At 62.7% G+C, this 19,898-nt stretch carries 22 protein-coding genes and 3 pseudogenes; 12 read left to right on the forward strand and 13 right to left on the reverse strand.

Annotated features, from left to right (window positions below; all coding sequences use genetic code 11):
* The 4 genes from WCB02_RS26725 to WCB02_RS26740 all read left to right on the forward strand — a co-directional run.
* Positions 1–231: ArsR/SmtB family transcription factor (locus WCB02_RS26725; protein ID WP_423962762.1), on the forward strand; the 231-nt coding region annotated here is incomplete at its 5' end.
* Positions 228–671 carry an SRPBCC family protein gene (locus WCB02_RS26730; RefSeq protein ID WP_423962763.1) on the forward strand — a complete coding sequence of 148 codons (444 nt, stop codon included), beginning with the start codon at positions 228–230 and terminating at the stop codon, positions 669–671. The genes WCB02_RS26725 and WCB02_RS26730, both read left to right, overlap by 4 nt.
* Before the next feature lie 17 nt (positions 672–688).
* The gene (locus tag WCB02_RS26735) at positions 689–1,336 is read left to right on the forward strand and encodes a glutathione S-transferase family protein (RefSeq protein ID WP_423962764.1); all 648 of its coding nucleotides are present in this window, start codon (positions 689–691) and stop codon (positions 1,334–1,336) included.
* Between the two features lie 96 nt (positions 1,337–1,432).
* Positions 1,433–1,816 (forward strand): hypothetical protein, encoded by a 384-nt coding sequence (locus tag WCB02_RS26740; RefSeq protein ID WP_423962765.1) that lies wholly within the window; start codon positions 1,433–1,435, stop codon positions 1,814–1,816.
* Between the two features lie 168 nt (positions 1,817–1,984).
* On the opposite strand, the gene WCB02_RS26745 is transcribed toward WCB02_RS26740, so the two are convergent.
* The 3 genes from WCB02_RS26745 to WCB02_RS26755 all read right to left on the reverse strand — a co-directional run bounded on the left by WCB02_RS26745 (position 1,985) and on the right by WCB02_RS26755 (position 4,578).
* Positions 1,985–2,803 carry a hypothetical protein gene (locus WCB02_RS26745; protein WP_423962766.1) on the reverse strand — a complete coding sequence of 273 codons (819 nt, stop codon included), beginning with the start codon at positions 2,801–2,803 and terminating at the stop codon, positions 1,985–1,987.
* A complete protein-coding gene (locus tag WCB02_RS26750) occupies positions 2,800–3,000 on the reverse strand; it encodes a hypothetical protein (protein WP_423962767.1) in 201 nt (66 codons plus the stop codon). The genes WCB02_RS26745 and WCB02_RS26750 overlap by 4 nt, the downstream gene beginning before the upstream one ends.
* A gap of 564 nt (positions 3,001–3,564) precedes the next feature.
* Positions 3,565–4,578 (reverse strand): ankyrin repeat domain-containing protein, encoded by a 1,014-nt coding sequence (locus WCB02_RS26755; RefSeq protein ID WP_423962768.1) that lies wholly within the window; start codon positions 4,576–4,578, stop codon positions 3,565–3,567.
* A 223-nt stretch (positions 4,579–4,801) separates the two neighbouring features.
* On the opposite strand from WCB02_RS26755, the gene WCB02_RS26760 reads away from it, so the two are divergent.
* Positions 4,802–5,056, forward strand: coding sequence for a FitA-like ribbon-helix-helix domain-containing protein (locus tag WCB02_RS26760; protein ID WP_423962769.1), 255 nt, complete (start codon positions 4,802–4,804; stop codon positions 5,054–5,056).
* Positions 5,053–5,475, forward strand: a complete 423-nt coding sequence (locus tag WCB02_RS26765; RefSeq protein ID WP_423962770.1) for a type II toxin-antitoxin system VapC family toxin — start codon at positions 5,053–5,055, stop codon at positions 5,473–5,475. Before WCB02_RS26760 ends, WCB02_RS26765 begins: the two co-directional genes overlap by 4 nt.
* Positions 5,476–5,745: 270 nt before the next feature.
* Here WCB02_RS26765 and WCB02_RS26770 read toward each other — a convergent pair whose 3' ends face one another.
* From WCB02_RS26770 to WCB02_RS26780, 3 genes and pseudogenes are all read right to left on the reverse strand, one after another.
* Positions 5,746–7,110, reverse strand: coding sequence for an STAS-like domain-containing protein (locus WCB02_RS26770; protein ID WP_423962771.1), 1,365 nt, complete (start codon positions 7,108–7,110; stop codon positions 5,746–5,748).
* A gap of 254 nt (positions 7,111–7,364) precedes the next feature.
* Entirely contained in the window at positions 7,365–7,856 is a 492-nt protein-coding gene (locus WCB02_RS26775) for a hypothetical protein (RefSeq protein WP_423962772.1), read from the reverse strand.
* Between the two features lie 161 nt (positions 7,857–8,017).
* Positions 8,018–8,654 (reverse strand): annotated as a pseudogene (locus tag WCB02_RS26780) (tyrosine-type recombinase/integrase).
* 302 nt (positions 8,655–8,956) lie between these two features.
* On the opposite strand from WCB02_RS26780, the gene WCB02_RS26785 reads away from it, so the two are divergent.
* The gene (locus tag WCB02_RS26785) at positions 8,957–9,280 is read left to right on the forward strand and encodes a hypothetical protein (protein WP_423962773.1); all 324 of its coding nucleotides are present in this window, start codon (positions 8,957–8,959) and stop codon (positions 9,278–9,280) included.
* 55 nt (positions 9,281–9,335) lie between these two features.
* Here the strand turns inward: WCB02_RS26785 and radC are convergent.
* From radC to WCB02_RS26810, 5 genes and pseudogenes are all read right to left on the reverse strand, one after another.
* A pseudogene (gene radC / locus WCB02_RS26790) lies at positions 9,336–10,054 on the reverse strand (RadC family protein).
* Positions 10,055–10,181: 127 nt separating this feature from the next.
* Complete coding sequence (locus WCB02_RS26795) at positions 10,182–10,670, reverse strand: PaaI family thioesterase (protein ID WP_423962774.1); 489 nt, start codon at positions 10,668–10,670, stop codon at positions 10,182–10,184.
* Positions 10,607–11,281 carry a bifunctional transcriptional activator/DNA repair enzyme AdaA gene (locus tag WCB02_RS26800; protein WP_423962775.1) on the reverse strand — a complete coding sequence of 225 codons (675 nt, stop codon included), beginning with the start codon at positions 11,279–11,281 and terminating at the stop codon, positions 10,607–10,609. The genes WCB02_RS26795 and WCB02_RS26800 overlap by 64 nt, the downstream gene beginning before the upstream one ends.
* Before the next feature lie 78 nt (positions 11,282–11,359).
* Positions 11,360–12,181, reverse strand: coding sequence for a type I methionyl aminopeptidase (gene map, locus WCB02_RS26805; RefSeq protein ID WP_423962776.1), 822 nt, complete (start codon positions 12,179–12,181; stop codon positions 11,360–11,362).
* Positions 12,182–12,292: 111 nt separating this feature from the next.
* A complete protein-coding gene (locus WCB02_RS26810) occupies positions 12,293–13,609 on the reverse strand; it encodes a mechanosensitive ion channel family protein (protein WP_423962777.1) in 1,317 nt (438 codons plus the stop codon).
* 220 nt (positions 13,610–13,829) lie between these two features.
* Here WCB02_RS26810 and WCB02_RS26815 point away from each other — a divergent pair, with 220 nt between their 5' ends.
* Both WCB02_RS26815 and WCB02_RS26820 read left to right on the forward strand, forming a co-directional pair.
* Positions 13,830–15,623 carry a potassium/proton antiporter gene (locus WCB02_RS26815; protein ID WP_423962778.1) on the forward strand — a complete coding sequence of 598 codons (1,794 nt, stop codon included), beginning with the start codon at positions 13,830–13,832 and terminating at the stop codon, positions 15,621–15,623.
* Between the two features lie 334 nt (positions 15,624–15,957).
* Entirely contained in the window at positions 15,958–16,158 is a 201-nt protein-coding gene (locus WCB02_RS26820; protein WP_423962779.1) for a hypothetical protein, read from the forward strand.
* Between the two features lie 173 nt (positions 16,159–16,331).
* On the opposite strand, the gene WCB02_RS26825 is transcribed toward WCB02_RS26820, so the two are convergent.
* Positions 16,332–16,685 carry a HigA family addiction module antitoxin gene (locus WCB02_RS26825; protein ID WP_423962780.1) on the reverse strand — a complete coding sequence of 118 codons (354 nt, stop codon included), beginning with the start codon at positions 16,683–16,685 and terminating at the stop codon, positions 16,332–16,334.
* Between the two features lie 198 nt (positions 16,686–16,883).
* On the opposite strand from WCB02_RS26825, the gene WCB02_RS26830 reads away from it, so the two are divergent.
* The 3 genes from WCB02_RS26830 to WCB02_RS26840 all read left to right on the forward strand — a co-directional run bounded on the left by WCB02_RS26830 (position 16,884) and on the right by WCB02_RS26840 (position 19,642).
* Complete coding sequence (locus WCB02_RS26830; protein ID WP_423962781.1) at positions 16,884–17,813, forward strand: glycine reductase; 930 nt, start codon at positions 16,884–16,886, stop codon at positions 17,811–17,813.
* A gap of 192 nt (positions 17,814–18,005) precedes the next feature.
* Entirely contained in the window at positions 18,006–19,199 is a 1,194-nt protein-coding gene (locus tag WCB02_RS26835) for a CaiB/BaiF CoA transferase family protein (RefSeq protein WP_423962782.1), read from the forward strand.
* 182 nt (positions 19,200–19,381) lie between these two features.
* Positions 19,382–19,642 (forward strand): PepSY domain-containing protein, encoded by a 261-nt coding sequence (locus tag WCB02_RS26840; RefSeq protein ID WP_423962783.1) that lies wholly within the window; start codon positions 19,382–19,384, stop codon positions 19,640–19,642.
* Between the two features lie 25 nt (positions 19,643–19,667).
* Here WCB02_RS26840 and WCB02_RS26845 read toward each other — a convergent pair.
* Positions 19,668–19,898 (reverse strand): annotated as a pseudogene (locus WCB02_RS26845) (molybdenum ABC transporter ATP-binding protein); the annotation flags it as partial.

Raw genomic sequence — 19,898 nt, forward strand, 5'->3', positions numbered from 1 at the left:
GCGCCGTTTGCCGTCAGTGGGCCCGCCATCACGCGGCATCTGCAGGTGCTGGAGCGCGCCGGTTTGATCGAGCGCAGGATTGAGCGGCAATGGCGTTTGGTGCGCGTGCGCGCCGAGGCGCTTGCGCCGGTCGAGAGCTGGCTGTCGCGGCAGCGGCGGCACTGGACCGCCGCCCTCGACCGGCTGGAGGCGCTGGCGGCCGCCGAGACGCCGAAGCGGAGGACGTCATGAGCGACGCGCACGAGACGACGCTACGGCTGGAGCGGTTGATCGCCTCGCCGCCCGAGCTGTTGTTCAAGTTGTTCACCGAGCCCGCGCAACTCGTCAAATGGTGGGCGCCGGACGGCACCGAGGCGCGCATCGATGTCCTCGACGTCAGGCCCGGCGGCCGCTGGCGCATCATCCTGCGCGGCGCCGATTGCTGGATGGCTGCCAGTGGCGTCTACCGCATCGTCGAGCCGCCGCACCGTCTGGTCCTGACCTGGGCCTGGGAAGACACGGCCGGGACGCGCGGCCATGAAACCGAGGTCGTCGTGACGTTCGACGCCGCGCCAGGTGGCACCCGCCTCCTGCTGGTGCAGCAGCAGTTCGAAAACCAACAGGCCTGCGACAATCATCATCTCGGCTGGTGGGCCAGTCTCGATCGCATCGTGGCCATCGCAAGCCGATAATGTCTGGAGACGTGCCCATGGCAAAGCCGGAAATCATCGGCTCGCTTCGGTCGAGCTACACCCGCGCCGTGCGCATGGTCTGCGAGGAGAAGGGCATCGATCATGTGCTGACCGAGGCATTGCTCGGCGCGCCCGAACTCCGGGCCATCCATCCGTTTGGAAAGATGCCAGTGCTGCGCCACGGCGATTTTGTGCTCTGCGAATCCAAGGCGATCGCGACCTATCTCGACCGCGTCTTTCCTGGGCCGCAGCTGATTCCGTCTGATCCGCAGGCCCTCGCGCGCACCGAGCAATGGGTCTCGCTCATCAACACGGTGATGGATCCGACCCTGGTGCGCGGCTATCTCCTTGCTTACGCCTTCTCAAGAACCGCCGATGGCAAGCCCGACCGCGCGGTCATCGACGCGGTGCTGCCGGCGGTCCGGTCGCAGCTCGCGTTGCTCGAGACGGCGGTGGCCAAGACCGGCTATCTGGTCGGCCACCAGTTCACGTTCGCTGACATCAATCTGCTGCCAATTCTCTTCTATGTCCGGCAATTACCAGAAGCCGCCAGCGCGTTCGATGAGAACACAAATCTCGGCCGCTATTATGCGACCCACGCCGCGCGCCCGAGCTTTGTCCGCACCATCCCGCCCGACGGCCCGCCGCAGCGGGCGAGCGTGTAAACGGGTTTCGCGGGGCTCGCGGCGTATTGCTTGCGCAGCTGCGCCGGCCGGGTGATAGTCTCCACCGCGCCGATTGCAGCACGGCGGGAGCCAGCCATGTCCCAGCTCACAATTTTCCTCGCGCGGCTTCTCGGTCTCTTCACCATCCTGATCATTGCGGTGCTGTTCGTTCGTGGCAATGCGCTGGTCGAGGCTGCCGTCACCAACCAGCCGGCCATGCTGATCTATGGCGTCACCAGCCTCGTCGGGCTCGCGATGGTGCTTAGCCATAATGTGTGGGCCGGCGGCGTGCTGCCCGTGGTCGTCACGCTGGTCGGATGGCTGAAGGGGCTGTTCCTGCTGGTGGTGTCGCCGGAAACGCTGACGCAGATCTATGGGCAGACGGGTTACGGCGCCTATTTCGATCTCTATCTCGTGCCTTCGCTCGTCATCGGCCTGTATCTGACCATCGCCGGCTTCATTGTGCGAGCGAGTCGCTAGTGCGCGCCGAGATTAGGTTGAATCACCGTCGTGCTCTAGGCTTTTGATTGAGCATGATCTTTTCGGAAAACCGCCTCACACTTTTCCGGATCATGCGCTAGCTTCGATTTTGGAGGTCGCCCGGCACGGGGCATGGGCGAAGGCCGCAGCAGCCTTCGATGACAGCACTTATCTTGGACGCTCCTGGTCTGGCAACGCAGTCAGAAAACGCAGCACGGCGGCGCGCGTGTCCGGAGAATTCAGAATTCCGAGATGGGCAGTGTTGAGGACGTCGTCGAATTGCCCCTGGCCTTCGAGGTCGATGGTCTCGGCACCTGCGAGGCCGGGGCTGGCGCTGAAATCATGCGGTTTGCCATCGCGGTCCAGGGTGGGGAAGCTGCACGCGCACAAGGCGCCATCGGGCAGGCTGTTATAGACGAAGTCCGGCGTTCCAGGCTTGTTGCGGATCACCAGATAACGCGTCGGAGGCGGTATCTCACCCGCGGCGTTGAGCACCCCGAGCAATTGAGTGTCATCCGAACCCAACTCGTCGCAGACCGCGCTGTTTGGCGTGAAACCACCGCCGCTTGGCAACTGGAAGATGTTGGTCGGGAGGGGTGAGCAGTCGACGATACCGTGATTGGGGCCGTCGATGGCGACAAGCGCGCGCACCCTGTCATAGGCATTGTCCTGCAGCATCCATTCGCGTGCCACGACAACACCGAGGCTGTGGGCGACAATGTCGATGCGCTTCGCGCCAGTGAAGCCCAGGACCGCCTGCACGAATTGGCGCAGGATCGGCACGGCTGCTGCGGTTGCGTGCGAAATGCCGGAACGCAGTGTGTTGTCCTGGGTCAGGTCGCACTGGTCGCCTTGATAGCCCACGGCCCACAGTTCGCGCGGATGGTAGCCATGGTCGAGGAAGAATTTGGCGAAGTCCCGAACGTGCCCATAGCGGCTGCAGGCGGTCGCGTATTGCGTATCGTTGTTGCCATGGAGGAAGATCACGGGCGGATGCTTGCCGGGCCGACATCGGAGCCAAAGCCGATCACCGGCTTGCCGAGATAGAAGTTCTTGATCACCGGGAAGTGTTCCGGAAACGTCGAGCCGATCTCGTCGCCCCTGCTCGGCGAAGCCAGTCCTCGCGCACTGAATGGCAACAGAACCGCGATAGTGGCCGCCATGCGAAGATGCCTGGCGCTCATGGCCTCTTCTTCCAGTGTATGTGCCCCACATCCGACTTGGGCGCGAGAAATACTTCGGCTCTACACGGCATCAATCGTAAGATGTGATTGCGAACAAGGCTAGTTCTGGCTGCCGAGCCGGCTGGTGCGCGAATTCGTTATGATGTCGATTGGCCGACCGAGAAGACCGTCACGGCTGCGCCACGTCGGCTGCCTGAGATGGTGCCGACCAGATTTGCTCGACGTGAGACTTTCGGCCAGCTCCATTTTAGGTGCCTGGCTCATGCAGTCTACTTCAGACCATATGGCAGACACGTCCGGCCTGCCCCGACCAACAGACCCAACAAACCTGCCTGACCAGCCCGGTTCAGGCGAATTGCGGACATCCCGAGGTAACCCGACCACGGCGCGAACGACCCTGAACTGAACTATTAAGGTCGCCGGATGCGCGTGCCGTTGCGCTTACCGAACCACGACGTGACCAGGACCAACGCTCGTTGGGCCCTGAAATTCTGTGTCAATGCCGGGGGTGGTATTCACGGACGTGAAGGCGGACAGTAGGGCATCGCAGGGGATTGCCACGATTCAGTTCCTGGGGAACCATCCACGCGACGAGGGACGCAAGGCACTCAGGATCTGCACCACCTCCCGGTGCCCCTCCTGCGAGGCTATGACTAAGGCGGTGTTGCCATCAGCCGCCTTGGCATTCACGTCGGCGTTTGCGGTGACCAATACCTTCACCACGTCCGGGTGACCCTCCCGCGATGAAAGCATCAATGCCGTGTGGCCATCGTTCATCCTGGCATTCACGTCGGCATCTGCCGCGAGCAACGTCCGCACCAGATCGAGGTGGCCTCCCCACGAGGCCAGCATCAGCGCCGTGGCGCCATCGTCAGCCTTGGCGTCTACGTCGGCATTTGCGGCGAGCAGGGTCGTCACCACATCCACGTGGCCTGCCATCGAAGCCAGAATCAACGCGGTGAAGCCCCGGACTCCCTTGGCGTTCACGTCGACCTTCGCGGCCAGCAAACCTTGAACGACCTCCATGTAGCCATGGTGCGCAGCAGCGGTCAACGTCGCAGCGTCGTCGTCAGTCCGGATGTTTACCGCGGCATTTGCAGCGACCAGCGCCTTCACCACCTCCTGGTGACCACGCTGCACCGCTTCGCTCAACGCCGTAGCGCCACTGGTAGCCCTGATGTTCACATCGGCGTTTGCGGCGAGCAAGGCACGTACCACCTCCAGGTGGCCCTGCTGTGATGCAGCATGTAACGCGGTGCCACCGTTGATTTGGCTGGTGTTCACGTCGGCGTTTGCGGCAACCAAGGCTTTCACCACCTCCGTCCGGCCGTTCAGCGATGCCTGAATCAAAGCCGTAGCGCCATTGGCGGCCCTGATATCCACGGCGGCCTTTGCGGCGAGCAGGGTTTGCACGACCTCGAAGTGTCCCTGCTGCGACGCCATGATCAGCGCCGTAACACCATTGGCCCTTTTGGCGTTCACGTCTGCGCCTTTGGCGAGCAGTTCCTTTAGCCAGGAGTGCTTTCCATCCTCCGCCGCAGCGATCAGCGACTCCTTCACGATCTTCCCATCCTTCATGGTCTTCCCCATCATACTTCTGAGATCGTCAGCATAGCTGACCGTGCCATCCTCGACGAGGCGAACTGGCTATCCGAATTGCGGTGCGGAGCGGTGAGAAAAGTTCGCATGATCCGTAGCTGGAGCGCTGAGGTTCGGTGAATGAGCGCTCAATGACTCTTGAAAAATGCTATCAAATACTCTAATTTGATAGCATTGCAGTCAGTCTTCGGAGGACGCCATCATGGCAGCTGTCACCATCCGCAACCTCTCCGAGGAGGCGCATCGCGCCCTGAAAGTCCGCGCGGCGCAGCACAATCGCAGCGCGGAAGCGGAAATGCGCGCCATTCTGGAGGCAGCCGTGCGTCCCGAGGGCCGGCTGCGGCTCGGCACCGCCCTTTCGGAGATGAGCCGGAAGATCGGCCTCACCAATGCCGATGTCGAGGCACTCGAACAGGGCCGCGACGCGCGTCCCGCTGAGCCGATGCGCTTCGAATGATCCTGCTCGATACCAATGTGGCTTCCGAGGCGATGAAGCCCGATCCGCAGCCATCGGTCCGCGACTGGCTCGACGCCCAGGCGGCCGAGACGCTGTTTCTCTCCAGTGTCACCATCGCCGAACTGTTGTTCGGTATCGGGACGCTTCCGCGCGGCAGGCGCAAGGACAGGCTGGCAGCTGCGCTCGACGGCGTGCTGGACCTGTTCGCGACCCGCATCCTGCCCTTCGATACCGCCGCGGCGCGGCGCTATGCCGAGCTCGCCGTCAAGGCGCAAGCGGCCGGAAAAGGCTTCCCCACACCCGATGGCTATATCGCTGCGATCGCCGCCGCGCACGGGTTCGCCGTGGCATCGCGCGACACGCGTGCGTTCAAAGCTGCCGGTCTGACGATCATCGATCCCTGGACCGTCACCAGCTGAAAGGGTGCCGAGCGGGCGCGTCACCGTGACGGCGGAAACCGCGAGCAACTGGTGATCTGGGTAAGCCCCCTACCAAGAAATCACACACCTCGCGCGGGATGAAGGTTGATGCTGACACCCATCGAAGCCCTCCCGTTCCGGCTGAAGGCAAGCAGGATGTCGTCGATCCGTCCTGAAGAGGGTTAGCCGGCCAAGCGCTGATCGTATCGTCGGATCATACGGCGCGGACAGGTCCGGCCTACCTCGATCAACGGACATGAACAAACCTGCTCACCAGGGCAGGTTTGGGCGAATTACGGACATGGCGAGGCGGCCCGACTGCGTCGAAAATGACCCATCTCTGACATCTGCCGCAAAGCACGCTCCAGCGTTCAGGTTGCTTTTCATCCGCAGTGCGATTGCGCGATCAATCAGAGTTTTTACGGTTGGGTCGACTGCTCTAAATGTGCAGCGCCTCATGAATTCTAACGCCCCCAACTGCACAAATAGCTTTCCAAAAACCTCGTCAGCAAAACTAGACGAGATCAGCGGAATGTCGGAGAAATCAAATTCAATCACAATGTCTTTTTCGACAAGAATATTGTCAATCTTTTGGCGCGCCCGGCGACCAAACTCGCGACTACCGAAGCCCTCAATCTCTTGCGCAACTCGAAAAATGAGTTTTTCTCCCTGAGTTTCGTAGTGCGCTTCAATGTAGTCGTTGGCCGGCTCGTGTACTCGTCCTCTGAACACAAATGCCTTCTCTAACAATCCCGCTGTCGAGTAGTTAATTGTTGCGGCGATGAAAGAGCCTCCAAATGGAACGTTTTCTTGTCGAATAGACAGACCGGTCTTTTCCGGCCATGATAAGTGCGCGTGATTAGAAATGATCTCAACCCTTCCATTAGAGACCTCACAGCACTTGAAGGTACCGAACAAACCATTCCCTTGGTTGGTTGCTTGGTTCCTCGTCACACCCTCACGGATGGCGCGATCCAACGCGTCTGTGTCACTTGTAATGCTCGGGATCGCTCGACGCAAAGTAGCTGCGATTCCAAGTCCCGTATCCGCAACGTAGAAAGTAACGGTGTTATTCGTTGGGAAGGATTGAATCTGAACCATGCCTCCCGTCGGGCTCTCGGCATGGTTCAACACATTATCGGTGATCTCGTTCAGCGCCCACTCCAGGGCTTTTAGCTGCTTTCTCTCCTGGACTTTAATGGTCTCCATCAGCACTTCCATAGCCTTATTAACGACGGCGTGCTGCGCATCGCCGTCCGTGAACTGAAGTGCGGGCAGGTTGTTGAATCGTCGCTTTTCATTTAGGTCGTAAGATGTCGGATCGATGAAGTGGGCCCAGTTCGCATTCTTGAATAAACGTCGCAAGTATCCGTCGGCGGGCTCGACCAGTGAAAAGTCGATGTGATGCTTTCGATGGAAGGCTGCAAAGCTCGACAAGGGCAACATCAGGGTTGCGTCAGCATACGTTGCTCCCGAGAAATCGAGAACAATGTCCTGATAGCCAAGCTTCTGCGATAGGTGGTAGATGCGAGAAATGGCGGGCATGATCTCAGATTTTAGATCGCCCTCGAAGATTATTTTGTTCGTTTCTGTTCGGATCATCAGTTGCGTGTGGTGGCTGATTGCTTGAATCATCTTAGGTTAAGGTGCCGCACGGATGCAACCTTTGTGGCGCGCGGCCTATCATGCTGGCACTTGCCGTGGTGCATAAGTCCGGTTATGGCCCGATCGAGAAGAGCCAGGAGGGCTATGCCAGGTCGGTTGTTCGAGGCGGTGCAGACTAGATTTGCTCGGCATGCGTTTTTCAGCCCGTGACTCGTAACGGACTTTCAACGCTAGACCGGTCTGCCGAATCGGTTTTGGTATTTTGGCAAGATCATCGGCGACGGCTAGTCAGCTTCCCGCGCGGTGTTGTAGCAATCGACGTGCTTTGGATCCAACTTGATGAGCTTGCCTGAGACGTCATCGACCCGATACGCCCAACCGGCGGCCCGTAAGAACTCTTGTTTCGAATCCTTCACAACGGCCACGACGGCGCTTTCTTCGACACCGTCATATCTGCAGCTACTCCAATCCAGATGGTAACCTTTGTCCACCTTTGGATAGGGAATGATGTCCGTTACAATTGCAGATGATTTGCCGTTCTCATCGTGCCCATCTGAGACGGAAGCATAGACTCCTATGTTCTTGCCGGATGCGCTCATAAGTACCGCCACGCCCCGGTGACATGGGTCCTGAGTGCCGGCTGCGATACACGATCCGCCTCCCTCGTACATTCCGTCCGGAAATGGCGGCACTCTCTTGCCAATCAATTCATCTGCATGAGCCGCGCAAGTCAGGACCAAAAAGAATGCAAGTCGCCACACCGAACTGGTCTTCATTCTCACTGAACTCTGAAGCGTCGACTCCATCGGCTTTTAATACCGATGAACCTGTGCGGAAATCAAGCCACGAGCCATGCTTCTACATCACCGGTCGTCTTCTGTTGGCCCGAGTCGGTGATCAGAGGCTAGGCGGAGCATGGCTGCTCCGCCCAGGCATTTCAGACGTCAACTTGTTCCGCGATTGCGAGCGCGTCATCGACCTCGATGCCCAGATATCTGACAGTGCTTTCGATCTTAGTGTGCCCGAGCAACAGCTGGACCGCCCTCAGATTTCCAGTACGTCGATAGATCAGGGTAGCTTTGGTGCGCCGCAGCGAATGTGTCCCGTATAGCCTTGGATCCAGCCCGACGCTGCCGATCCAATCCGATACCAGGCGCGCATATTGGCGTGTTGTGATGCTCTTGTGCGGACCGGCCCGACCTGTGAACAAAAACTCGCCGGGCTTCTTATGGGCGACCTTCAGATAGTCATCGATCGCCTGGCGAGTCTGCTCGCTCAATTCAAAGCGGACCGGCCGACCGGTTTTATTCTGGCGAACAGTTGCGCGATCCGCAGTACATCCGCCCGCAGCGATATCGTCGACCTTGATCGCGACGACATCACAGCCTCGAAGCTTGCTGTCGATCGCAAGATTGAACATGGCAAGGTCTCGGACGCGGCCTTCAATTTGCAGCTTTGTTCGAATTGACCAAACGTGTTTGGGCCGCAGTGGAGGCTTTGCGCCTGTCAGCTTGCCTTTGATTCCAAGGCGCTCGCCTACGGATCGTCGGTGTACCACTGTCCTGATCTTGCATGTCATGCTCCTCGGTTACAGGGACCGAGAGCATGGGCCGGTAGCCAAGGCGTTGAAACCGAACGCGGCTCTTGAATCGCCCGAAAATCGTTCGGTGGCATGCCTGATGGCAGGCATCTTTGGCGTTGGTCGGCATGTTTCAAAAGGGCGAAAGGCGGACATGACGAGGCCGTCAGACCGAGTCGTGAATAGCCCGGAGCCTTCTCCCTGCGCACTGCCCATGGCGTGGGGCGCGCTGCTCGGGATCGAAAGTGGCCGGCTTGCCGCGGACGGGCCACCCCTGCTGTTCCGCTCGAGCGCCATGTGTCGCCGATCGACGATGAGGACGGCCGGCGCCCCTATGTCTACGAGGTCACTGCGCATGGCCTGGTCGCGCGCTGGCGCGGCTCGGCGCTGGCCTGGCCGCTGCTCGACGCCACGCCGATCACGGATTCGACGGGGCGCGCCTATCTGTGCGCGCTGCATCGCGGCGATTCCTTCATCATGATCGAGAAGGCCGATGCGCAGCCCGCCCCCAGCCCGGTCCGCACGCAGGTGTATGCCTGCAACGGTTTTGGCTTTTCCGGGGTGGCGGATGGTGATCTGGCGACGCGGTGTCAAAGTCGGTTCAGCGCGAGCTCGGAATGAGCGGGAAGGGTCGCGAGACAGCATTCCAAGCTTCGCGATCGCCAGATCCGCGATCTCAAATCAACCGCATCCCCTTCAGGCTCGCATGCCCGTTCTTGCCGACGATGATGTGATCGTGCACGGCGATGCCGAGCGGTTTGGCGATGTCGATGATCGCCTTTGTCATCTGGATATCGGCCTGCGACGGTGTCGGGTCGCCGGAGGGATGATTGTGAACTAGAATCATCGCGGTCGCCGACAATTCCAGCGCGCGCTTGATCACTTCGCGCGGATAGACCGGGGTGTGGTCGACGGTGCCGGTCTGCTGCACCTCGTCCGATATCAATTGATTGCGCTTGTCGAGAAACAGCAGGCGAAACTGCTCCTTGTCGGCGAACGCCATGCTGGCGCGGCAATAGTCGATCACGTCGTTCCATGACGATAGCGCCGGGCGTTCGCGCAGCTCGCCTTTGGCGATGCGGGTCGCGGCGGCCGCGATCAGCTTGAGCTGGGTCACCGCGGCATCGCCGACGCCATCGATTTCGCGTAAGCGCGTTTCGGGAGCATGAATCGCCTCGGCGAACGAGCCGAACGTCTTCAACAGCGCTTTGGCCAGGGGCTTGGTGTCGCGCCGCGGCAGCGCAGCGCCATCTCCAGCAGCTCGTAGTCGCTGAGCGCATCGGGTCCCGCGATCCGGAAGCGCTCGCGCAATCGCTCGCGATGGCCGCGATAATGCGGCGGCTCGACGGGCCGGTTGTCCGGTGGCTCTGTGTTGTTCTCAGTCTTGGCGGGCATCGGCGACCAACATGCCGCGCTGGATGGTTTTTGCAACCACGAAGTGTCACGCGGGCTTATTGTTGAGCATGATCTCTCCGGAAAACCGGTGTCCACCCGTATCAAGTTGCGGGCAGGCTCTTCCGGATCACGCCGTCATCGCAAAGATCAGGCAGGTGGTGGTGCCATGGGCCAGCAGGCGCCCCTTGCCGTCGGTGATCCGCCCCTCGGCGGTGCCGATCCGGCGGCCGCGGCTCAGCACGACGCCTTCGGCCGTGATCGGCCCCGTCTCCGGCGTGATCGGCCGCAGCAGCGAAATCTTGAACTCCAGCGTGGTCTGGCCGAGGCCCTGCTCCAGGGTCGACTGCACGGCCAATCCCATGCAGCTATCCAACAGCGTGGCGGCGAAGCCGCCATGCACGGTGCCGGCCGGATTGAGATGCGCCTCGCCGGGCTCCGCGACGACGACGACGCGCCCGTTCTCCGCCTCGCGGACATCATATCCCAGCGTTCTGGCGATCGTGTTGAGCGGCAGCGTGCCGTCGGCCAGTCCCTGTACGAAGGCGAGGCCGCTCATCTGCTTCTGCCGGTCCTGGCTGACGGTGCCGTGGCTCCTGGCGGCGGCATGATTGGGCATCGGTTGTTCTCCTGATCGCATGAGGGGCGGATCGGGCGGATCGCATCAGGCGTCGCTTGACGCCTGCGCAGGGACGACGGGGTCCGGCCATAGAGCTGCGCAAACGCGGCCCGCATACGCCGCGGGCTCGAAAAGCCGGCGCGCCCGGCGATCTCGGCGAGCGGAAGATCGCTGCCGTCGAGCAGGCGCTTGGCGCGCTGGAGGCGCAGCGACAGCGCGACCTGCTGCGGCGAGGCATCCAGATGCCGTGCGAACAGCCGCGACAGATGCCGCGCGCCAATGCCCAATCGCTCGGCCAGCGAATCGACTGAGCCGAAGTCCAGCGCGCCCGCCACGATCAGCGCCAGCGCACGTTCCACCGTGGTCCTGGTGCCCTTCCAGGCCGGGCAGAACGGCGCCGTTTCGGGGCGGCAACGGAGGCAGGGGCGAAAGCCGGCGCGTTCGGCGGCAGCCGCGCTTGGATAGAACACGACGTTGCGCGCCAGCGGCGTGCGCGCCGGGCAGATCGGCCGGCAGTAGATCCCGGTGGTCTTGACCGCCACGAACACGATGCCGTCGAGGCCGGGATCGCGGCGCTGCAGGGCCTGATAGTGGGCTGCGATATCACGCATGCCGAAACTCTATTCGGCAGGCCGTTGCGAAGCGAGCGGGACGTGGTGACCAGGTCCGAAAACGGCCGCCGGCGGAAGCTACCGCAGCGGCGGCTGCTCGCCGTTACGCTCCGACAGCGTGAAGATCTCGACGCCATCGGCAGTCACGGCGACCGAATGCTCGAACTGCGCCGACAGCGAGCGGTCGCGCGTCACCGCGGTCCAGCCGTCGGACAGGATCTTCACATGCGGCTTGCCGAGATTGATCATCGGCTCGATGGTGAAGAACATGCCGGGCTTCAGCGCCACGCCTTCGCCGGGCCGGCCGATATGGATGATGTTCGGCTCGTCATGGAATAGCCGGCCCAGGCCGTGGCCGCAGAAATCGCGCACCACGCTCATGCCCTGCGGCTCGACGAAGCTCTGGATCGCGTAGCCGATGTCGCCGGTGGTGGCGCCGGGCTTCACCGCAGCGATGCCGCGCATCATGGCTTCATAGGTAACCTCGATCAGCCGCTCCGCCTTGCGCCCGATCGGACCGATCACATACATCCGGCTGGAGTCGCCATACCAGCCGTCGACGATGAAGGTCACGTCGATGTTGACGATGTCGCCCTCCTTCAGCGCGCGGTCGCCCGGCATGCCGTGACAGACCACGTGGTTGATCGAGGTGCAGGTCGAGTAGCGGTAGCCGCGATACATCAGCGTCGCCGGATAGGCGCCATGGCTGAAGGCGTAATCACGCACGAACTCGTCGATCTTCGCGGTCGCAATCCCCGGCTTGACGATATCGGTGAGTTCGTCGAGGCATTGGGCGACGAGGCGGCCCGCCTTGCGCATGCCGGCAAAGCCGCTCGGCCCGTGCAGCTTGATCTGTCCGGTCTTGCGCAAGGAGGTGTCGGTGGCTTCGATATAGCTCATGGGGCAACGATCTTCGCCGAATATAACTGATTTGTGACGTCAATTTAGTGACTATGGCGGGCCGCGGCAAGCCGGGCCTGGTCTGCCTCTTTTGGGCCGGCGGTGTCGGGGTCAGCTCGACGCTTCGACGATGGTTTCGACCGGCAGCGCGCCGCCGCGGACGCGGATTTCCCGCACCGGATAGGGAACCTGGATACCCTCGCGCTTGAAGACGTCCCACAGCGCCATCATCACTTCGCTCTTGACGTTGTCGGTGTCGCCGGGATCGGAGACCCAGAAGGTCAGCGAGAATTTGACGCCGGTATCGGCGAATTCGGTCAGCAGGCAGCTCGGCGGCTTGGACTTGAGCGTGCGCTCGGCGTCCTTGGCGGTCTTGATCGCGAGCTTTGCGACGAGTCGCGGATCGGCCTCGTAATTGGTGGTGAAATTGACCTTCACCAGCGTGTTCTTGTCGGTATAGGTCCAGTTGGTGACCTTTTGCGTCACCAGATCCTCATTCGGGATCAGGAACTCGCGTCCGTCGCCGGCCGCGACCGAGATATAGCGGGTCTTCATGGCGCTGATACGGCCCGAGCTGTCGCCGATGGTGACGATGTCGCCCGGCTTCACCGACTTGTCCACCAGCAGGATGATGCCGCTGATGAAATTTGCGACGATCTTCTGCAGGCCGAAGCCGATGCCGACACCGGCCGCGCCCGAGAAGATCGCCAGCGCCGACAGGTTGATGCCGACCGCGCCCATCGCGACGATCACGGCGAAGATGACGAGCCCGAGCCGGATCATCTTGACCAGCAGCACCTGGATCGACGGCGTCAAGTCGCCGGACTGGGTGATGCGGCTTTCCGCGAAATTGCTGATGATGTTGCTCAGCCACAGCGCGATGATCAGGATGACGCCGAAATTGATCAACAATAGCGGCGTCAGCCGCAGCCCGGCGAGCGTGATCGAGACCGAGTCGAGCGCGGCGACGACCTGATCCAGCTTGCCGAGAATGCTCAAGGCCGCCACCAGCCACGCCAGCAGCGACACCGTGCGGACGATGAAGCTGTTGCGAACCCCCGAGGTGACGAGGCGGATGATCAGCCAGGCGAAGGCGAGGTTGGCGGCCACCGAGATCAGGTAGCTGCGGCTCGGCCAGGTCAGGCTGGCCATGATCAGGCGGGTCAGCGCCATCTCGCCCGCGAACGCTGCCGCGGCGGCGCTGCCGACCAGGGTGCGCACGAACAGCCGCAACGGCGCCGGCCAGTGCGTCGCCAGCGAACCCGCCTCGATGCGCGAGCTGACCGCGGTATTGACGGCAAAGGCAACGCCGGCGCTGGCTAGAATGAGACCAACCTGCAGATAGAACCAGGGCGAGGTGAACTCCGCACCGACGGAGCGCGCCGTCTCATGCAGAAAGCCGACGATGTCGTGCAGGTCCATGTCCATGGCGGAATACTCGAGCAAGAACGGTGTCGTATGCACTTGATTTGAATTATCGGGAGATTTCCACAGCGGCGGCGTGGCCGCCATGCGCGAGGCGCCCGGACCGGCGAGCGAGGCCCGTAAAATTCAGGGGTTTGCCGCTCTTAACGTAAAATCGGTTGGCCTCCAAGTGTGCCGACGATAAGGATGCAATTCCAGTCATTTGTCCGGATTGCGCGCCCTCATGGCCTCGCTCGATCAGGTTAGCATTGCGATCCTGCTCGGCGCCGTACTGGTGATGGCGGGGATCCTGTCGAGCCTGCTGGCGCTGCGCTTCGGTGCGCCGTTGCTGCTGGCGTTTCTTGTGATCGGCATGCTGGCCGGCGATGCCGGGCCCGGCCAGATCCAGTTCAGCGACCTCAGGACCACCTATCTGGTCGGGTCGGTGGCGCTGGCGCTGATCCTGTTCGATGGCGGCTTGCGCACCCGGTTCCAGAATATTCGCGCGGTGCTGGCGCCGTCGGTCGCGCTGGCGACCGCAGGCGTACTGCTGACCGCGCTGGTCACCGCGCCGGTCGCCAAATACGCGCTCGACCTGAACTGGACCGAGGCGCTTCTGGTCGGCGCCGTGGTGGCCTCGACGGATGCCGCGGCGGTGTTCCTGCTGGTGCATGCGCAGGGACTGCGGCTCAGGCCCCGCGTTGGCGCGACGCTGGAAGCCGAGTCCGGCAGCAACGATCCGTTTGCGGTCTTTCTGACTCTCATGCTGGTCGAGTTCATCTCGGTCGGGCACAGCTCGGTTGCCCATGTCGCGCTGGAGTTCGGCCGTGAGGCCGTGCTGGGCGCCCTGTTCGGCGTGGTCGGCGGGCGGGTGGTGGTGCTCGCGCTCAATCGGGTGGCGCTGCCGCAGGGCCTGCATGCGCCATTTGTTGCGACCATGGCGCTGGTGGTGTTCGCCTCGGCACAGATCGCCCATGGCTCCGGTTTTTTCGCGGTCTATCTGGCCGGCATCATCATCGGCAACCGGCCGACGCGCGCGCATACGTCCGTGGTGACGTTCCTCGATGCCGCGACCTGGCTGGCGCAGATCGTGATGTTCGTGCTGCTTGGGCTCCTGGTCTCGCCGCGCCGGCTTGGCGCCAGCGTCGGTCCCGCCATGCTCATCGCGCTGGTCTTGATGCTGGTGGCCCGGCCGCTCGCGGTCTTTCTCTGCCTCGCGCCGTTTCGCTTCAGCTGGCGCGAAAAACTCTTCATCGCCTGGACCGGGCTGCGCGGCGCGGTCGCGATCTTCCTGGCGTCGATCCCGATGCTGGTCGGGCTGTCGAACGCCTATCAATATTTCGATGTCGCCTTCGTCGTCGTCATCATCTCGTTGTTGCTGCAGGGCTGGACGCTGGCGGTGGCCGCGAGGTGGCTGCATGTCGCGTTGCCGCGCGCCGATCGCGGCCCGCGGCGTGTCGAACTGGATCTGCCCGGCCAGCTGGCGCAGGAGTTGGTCGGCTATCCGGTGCGGCCGAAAAGCCTGTTCTTTCGGCGCGGGCTCGTTCCGTCCTGGTCGCGGCCGACGCTGGTGATCCGCAACCAGCAGATTCTGTCGCCTCTGGAAGCCGAGCCGGTCAAGCCGGGCGACTACATCTATCTCCTGGCGCCCCCGGAACGCGCCGAGGCGCTCGACCGCTTCTTCGTCGACATGCAGCCGAGTGCTGTGACCGATCCGCATCTGCTCGGCGATTTCATGGTCTCCGGCGAACATACGCTGGCCGAGCTTGCCGAGATCTACGGCGTGGTCGTCGGGGAAGAGCCGTCCAAGCTGACGCTGGCGGATTATTTCGACATCCATCTCGATCATGCGCCCAAGGATGGCGCGACGCTTGCGCTCGACACCATCGTGCTGGTGGCGCGCAGTATCTCGGGTGGCCGAGTCAACGTCGTCGGCCTCATCCTGCCCGAGGAGGAGGAAGCGATCCTGCCGTTGACGCGAATGCAAACTTTCAAGCGCAGGCTGTCGGAGTTGTGGTCGTCGGTGGCGGGGGTTTGACCTTGCCCTCATGTCGGGGCGCGCCAACGGGGCGGCGCTCCGTGCCCCCGTTGCGCGGGCTCCAAAACCTGGTGCGGCAATTCCAGGGTTCCATGACCGGCAAATGCACCCTGAGGTTCACTCGTTACGCGGGAGCCAGGGGGCAGACGCGCGTTGGCCGCGATTCCGCTGGCCAAAATCCGCCCTACGCGCCACTCGCTTTGTAAGCCATAGAGGCCTATAAGCCTTCTCGCCTCTTCATGTCACGAACCGCTCCGCGGCTGCGCCTTCTGGTTTGCGCTGTCTTCGCCGCGTCGGGCGGGTTCGATCGCTCAAGGACGCAAAGGAACGCCGAATGTCGCATGTCTATGAGTTGAACGCAGCCGTGCTGCATCGCGGTCAAGGTCCCCAAGGTCGCGTGCAGATCGAGGAGCCGAAAGTCTACACCATCGTTCAACGCATGCCGGTCGAGGCCGACGGCCGACTTCGCTATCGCATCAAGTCGGACAAGGTCGAGCGTGTCGTCACCGAGGACGAGCTCTCCTACTGCCAGTGAGCCTCAGGGCCTGCCGATCATAGCTCGGGTGGCTTGGAGGCGGCCTGGCCGCCGGAGTTCAGAGAACGAAGGCCGAACCGGCCATTTCGCCGATGTCGGTTCTCTTGCCTTGATCGTCTCCCCTTGGTCGTCTCCCTTGATCGTCTCCCTTGGTCGTCATGGCGCGGCACCGGTCACGCAGCTCGCGGCGTGATCTCCTGCTCGATTCGTCGCCTCCCGGTACGATCGGGCACATCGAGATCATAGCGGGCCTGCAGGTTGATCCAGAACTCAGCCGTCGTGCCGAAATACCGTCCAAGACGAATGGCCGTGTCGGTGGTGACGGCGTGGCGTCCGCGTACGATGTCGTTGGTCCGCGAGCGCGGCACCTTGATCGCATGCGCCAGTTCATAGACGCTGATGCCCATCGGGGTCAGGAACTCATCGTGCAGAATCTCGCCGGGATGAACCGTCGGCAGCCGACGGCCGGACCGGACGTCCGAGAAAGCCACCTTCTGCCGATCGATATCCGCTCGCTTGATGCTCATCATCGTGCTCCCTCAGCGATCGTCGGCGTCTTAAGGCCGCGCCATCGCGCCACGCAAAGCCGCGACTTGATCGTTGACGCGAGTCCCGTGCCAACTCGACCGGCAAAGCGGCCATGTCCGCGGTTGAGGAAGCGAGCGACTAGCTCTAGTCTGGCTGCAAGCCGTATCAGCGCACCAGGGAAACGCAAAGGACAGCGCATGCCGGAAACGCAAGACGATCAATTCGGCTTCGTCCCCGATTATGATGCTCCGGTGCCCTACATGCAGCGGACCCGCGACTACTACGCCGCGATCGGCTACACCACGCCTTATCGCTGGGCGCATTACGTCGACGCGCCGTTCCAGTCGCTGACAAAGCCGCTTTCGCAATCGCGTGTGACCATCATCACCACGGCCGCACCCTATGATCCCGCGAAGGGCGACCAGGGGCCAGGGGCTGCGTATAATGGCGCTGCCAAGTTCTACAAGGTCTATGACGGCGACACCGCGCAGCCGCACGATCTGCGCATCTCGCATATCGGCTATGACCGCAAGCACACCAGCGCGACCGACAGCGGCACCTGGTTTCCGCTGCCGCAGCTCTTGCAGGCCCGGGCCACAGGGCGGATCGGCGAGGTCGCGCCGCGCTTCTTCGGCGCGCCGACCAATCGCAGTCATCGCGTGACCATCGAGGTCGATGCGCCTGATATCCTCGCCCGCTGCCGCGCCGACCAGGTCGATGCCGCCGTGCTGGTGCCGAATTGCCCGGTGTGCCACCAGACCACCGCGCTCGTTGCGCGCCATCTCGAGGCCAACGGCATTCCAACCGTGGTGATGGGATGCGCCAAGGACATCATCGAGCACGCCGCCGTGCCGCGCTTTTTGTTCAGCGACTTCCCGCTTGGCAACTCCGCCGGCAAGCCGCAGGACGCAGCCTCGCAGGCGCAGACGCTCGAACTGGCGCTTCGCCTGCTGGAGCAGGCGCCCGGCGCGCGCACCACGATGCAGTCGCCGCTGCGCTGGAGCCCAGACGCCTCCTGGAAGCTCGACTACAACAACCTCGCCCAGATGAGCCCGGACGACCTGGCGCGGCGCAGGGCCGAGTTCGACAAGCAGAAGGAGATCGCGCGCGGCAACCGCGCGGCGTGAAGTGCTGAAGCGCATCGTCGAGTGGCAGGAAACCCGTTCAACAAAATCGTCATTGCGAGCCGACCGATCGGCGCAAAAGCGCCGCCCGATGCCAAACTCCGCGAAGCAATCCATCTCGCCGCAAAGGCAGGATGGATTGCTTCGTCGCTTCGCTCCTCGCAATGACGGCTGGTGTTCCCGGAGGAAACAGACGTGACCCGACCGTTCGAAGGCGTGAGGATTCTCGATTTCACGCAGGTGCTGGCCGGCCCTTATGCGAGCTATCAGCTCGCGCTGCTCGGCGCCGATGTCATCAAGGTCGAGCGCCGCGGCGGCGAGGACATGCGGCGCACCCCGCTGAGCCGCGAATGGGCAGAGCGCGGCCTTGCACCGGGCTGGCAGGCGATCAACGGCAACAAGCGCAGCCTGACGCTCGATCTGCAGAAGGACGAGGCGATCGCGATCGTCAAGCAGCTCGTCGCCGAGGTCGACGTCGTGATGGAGAATTTTCGTCCCGGCGTGATGGACAAGCTCGGCATCGGCTATGCCGCGCTGGCTGCGATCAACCCGCGGCTGATTTATTGCGCGATAAGTGGTTTTGGTCAGACCGGGCCGGAGCGCAATGGCGCGGGCTATGACGGCAAGATCCAGGCGCTGTCGGGCATCATGGCGATCACCGGCCACGAGGAGAGCGGACCGACGCGTGCGGGCTTCGCCGTCTGCGACGTGCTGTCGGGTGCGACCGCCGCGTTCGGCGTCTCCAGTGCGCTGTTCCAGCGCACCCACACCGGCAAGGGGCAGCTCGTCGACGTCTCCATGCTGGAGGCGACGCTGGCGTTTCTGTCCGGACAGGTGGCGGACTACACCGTGGCCGGCCATCGCCAGAAGCTCTCCGGCAATCAGGCCGTGAGCCGCAGGCCGACCGCCAACCTGTTCAGGGCGGGTGAGGGCTATCTGCTGCTCGCCGTCAACAGCGAGAAGCAATATCGTGCGCTGGTGGAGGCGCTCGGTCGCGCCGACGTGCTGGACGATCCGCGCTTTTCCGATTGGTTCGCGCGGCAGGAGAACGAGCCGGCCTTGCGGGCCGTCATCGAGGCGGAGCTTGCCAAAAAGCACCCGCGCGAATGGGAGAAGATCCTCGATGCGGCGGGCGCGCCCTGCGCCAGCATCTGGACAATCGAGGAGGTGATCGATCACCCACAGATCGCCGCGCGCGGCGCCATTCAGGAGATCGAGACGCCCTATGGGCGCCTGCGCTTCGCCGGCAGCGGGTTCCAGCTCGCTCATGGCGGCGGCCGCCTCGATGCGATGGCGCCCGAGCTTGGTGCTCATACAGACGAAGTGCTGGAGGCGCTGGGCTATGGCCGCGAGGCGATCGCGGATTTGCGCGCCCGTGATATCGTGTGAGCGGCAGCGGTCGGTGAAATCGATCGTGATGTCGTAAGGTTGCGCTCGCAATTGGCGGGAACAGGCCCGGGTCCATGAGGCTTCGAAAATGGGAACGAGGGGCGCGTTGCCCGGTTCTCAGGGGGACGCTGCGCCGAGCCATCGGCGCAACGGGACAGTGAACTTCGACGAGGAGTGTTCCCATGAACAAATACATCCTGCCGGCGGTGGCAAGTATCGCACTCGGCATCGCGACACCCGCGCTGGCCTATGATTCCGGCGGCCTGCTTTCGATGCAGGATGCCTTGGACCTCGCCAGCGATGTTGGTCTTGTCACCGTTTCCCACACCGAATTCGCCGGTGACGAGTGGCAGATCGAGGGCCGCGACCTGTCAGGCCGCTATATGGAGGTCGACGTCGATCCGCGCTCCGGCGAGGTGATCAATGTCGACCGCGGCTGGTAGCGCCGGCTGAGTGAGGTTGGCGGTCTCAACCCATCAGCACCTTCACGTCACCGAACGAGGTCCCCTGTCCGCGTTTCAGCAGGACGATCTGGGTTGCGAGCTGGCGCATCTCGGCGGCGTCGTGGCTGACATAGACCATCGGGATTTTTGCGTCATCGCGCAGGCGTACCAGATAGGGCAGGATCTCCGCACGGCGGCCTTCGTCGAGCGCGCCGAGCGGTTCGTCGAGCAGCAGCAGCCGCGGCCTGGCCAGAAG

Origin of the sequence: Bradyrhizobium sp. (assembly GCF_049581145.1) — a bacterium.
Lineage (GTDB): Bacteria > Pseudomonadota > Alphaproteobacteria > Rhizobiales > Xanthobacteraceae > Bradyrhizobium.

What these genes read in the sequence shown, in the direction of transcription:
- WCB02_RS26800 (WP_423962775.1), bottom strand. Translation starts at nt 11,281, where the DNA reads ATGCGTGATATCGCAGCCCACTATCAGGCCCTGCAGCGCCGCGATCCC.
- WCB02_RS26775 (WP_423962772.1), bottom strand. Translation starts at nt 7,856, where the DNA reads ATGAAGACCAGTTCGGTGTGGCGACTTGCATTCTTTTTGGTCCTGACT.
- WCB02_RS26795 (WP_423962774.1), bottom strand. Translation starts at nt 10,670, where the DNA reads ATGCCCAATCATGCCGCCGCCAGGAGCCACGGCACCGTCAGCCAGGAC.
- WCB02_RS26740 (WP_423962765.1), top strand. Translation starts at nt 1,433, where the DNA reads ATGTCCCAGCTCACAATTTTCCTCGCGCGGCTTCTCGGTCTCTTCACC.
- WCB02_RS26820 (WP_423962779.1), top strand. Translation starts at nt 15,958, where the DNA reads ATGTCGCATGTCTATGAGTTGAACGCAGCCGTGCTGCATCGCGGTCAA.
- WCB02_RS26770 (WP_423962771.1), bottom strand. Translation starts at nt 7,110, where the DNA reads ATGATTCAAGCAATCAGCCACCACACGCAACTGATGATCCGAACAGAA.
- WCB02_RS26825 (WP_423962780.1), bottom strand. Translation starts at nt 16,685, where the DNA reads ATGAGCATCAAGCGAGCGGATATCGATCGGCAGAAGGTGGCTTTCTCG.
- WCB02_RS26815 (WP_423962778.1), top strand. Translation starts at nt 13,830, where the DNA reads ATGGCCTCGCTCGATCAGGTTAGCATTGCGATCCTGCTCGGCGCCGTA.
- WCB02_RS26810 (WP_423962777.1), bottom strand. Translation starts at nt 13,609, where the DNA reads ATGGACATGGACCTGCACGACATCGTCGGCTTTCTGCATGAGACGGCG.
- WCB02_RS26840 (WP_423962783.1), top strand. Translation starts at nt 19,382, where the DNA reads ATGAACAAATACATCCTGCCGGCGGTGGCAAGTATCGCACTCGGCATC.
- WCB02_RS26750 (WP_423962767.1), bottom strand. Translation starts at nt 3,000, where the DNA reads ATGAGCGCCAGGCATCTTCGCATGGCGGCCACTATCGCGGTTCTGTTG.
- WCB02_RS26830 (WP_423962781.1), top strand. Translation starts at nt 16,884, where the DNA reads ATGCCGGAAACGCAAGACGATCAATTCGGCTTCGTCCCCGATTATGAT.
- WCB02_RS26730 (WP_423962763.1), top strand. Translation starts at nt 228, where the DNA reads ATGAGCGACGCGCACGAGACGACGCTACGGCTGGAGCGGTTGATCGCC.
- WCB02_RS26765 (WP_423962770.1), top strand. Translation starts at nt 5,053, where the DNA reads ATGATCCTGCTCGATACCAATGTGGCTTCCGAGGCGATGAAGCCCGAT.
- WCB02_RS26755 (WP_423962768.1), bottom strand. Translation starts at nt 4,578, where the DNA reads ATGAAGGATGGGAAGATCGTGAAGGAGTCGCTGATCGCTGCGGCGGAG.
- WCB02_RS26735 (WP_423962764.1), top strand. Translation starts at nt 689, where the DNA reads ATGGCAAAGCCGGAAATCATCGGCTCGCTTCGGTCGAGCTACACCCGC.
- WCB02_RS26760 (WP_423962769.1), top strand. Translation starts at nt 4,802, where the DNA reads ATGGCAGCTGTCACCATCCGCAACCTCTCCGAGGAGGCGCATCGCGCC.
- map (WP_423962776.1), bottom strand. Translation starts at nt 12,181, where the DNA reads ATGAGCTATATCGAAGCCACCGACACCTCCTTGCGCAAGACCGGACAG.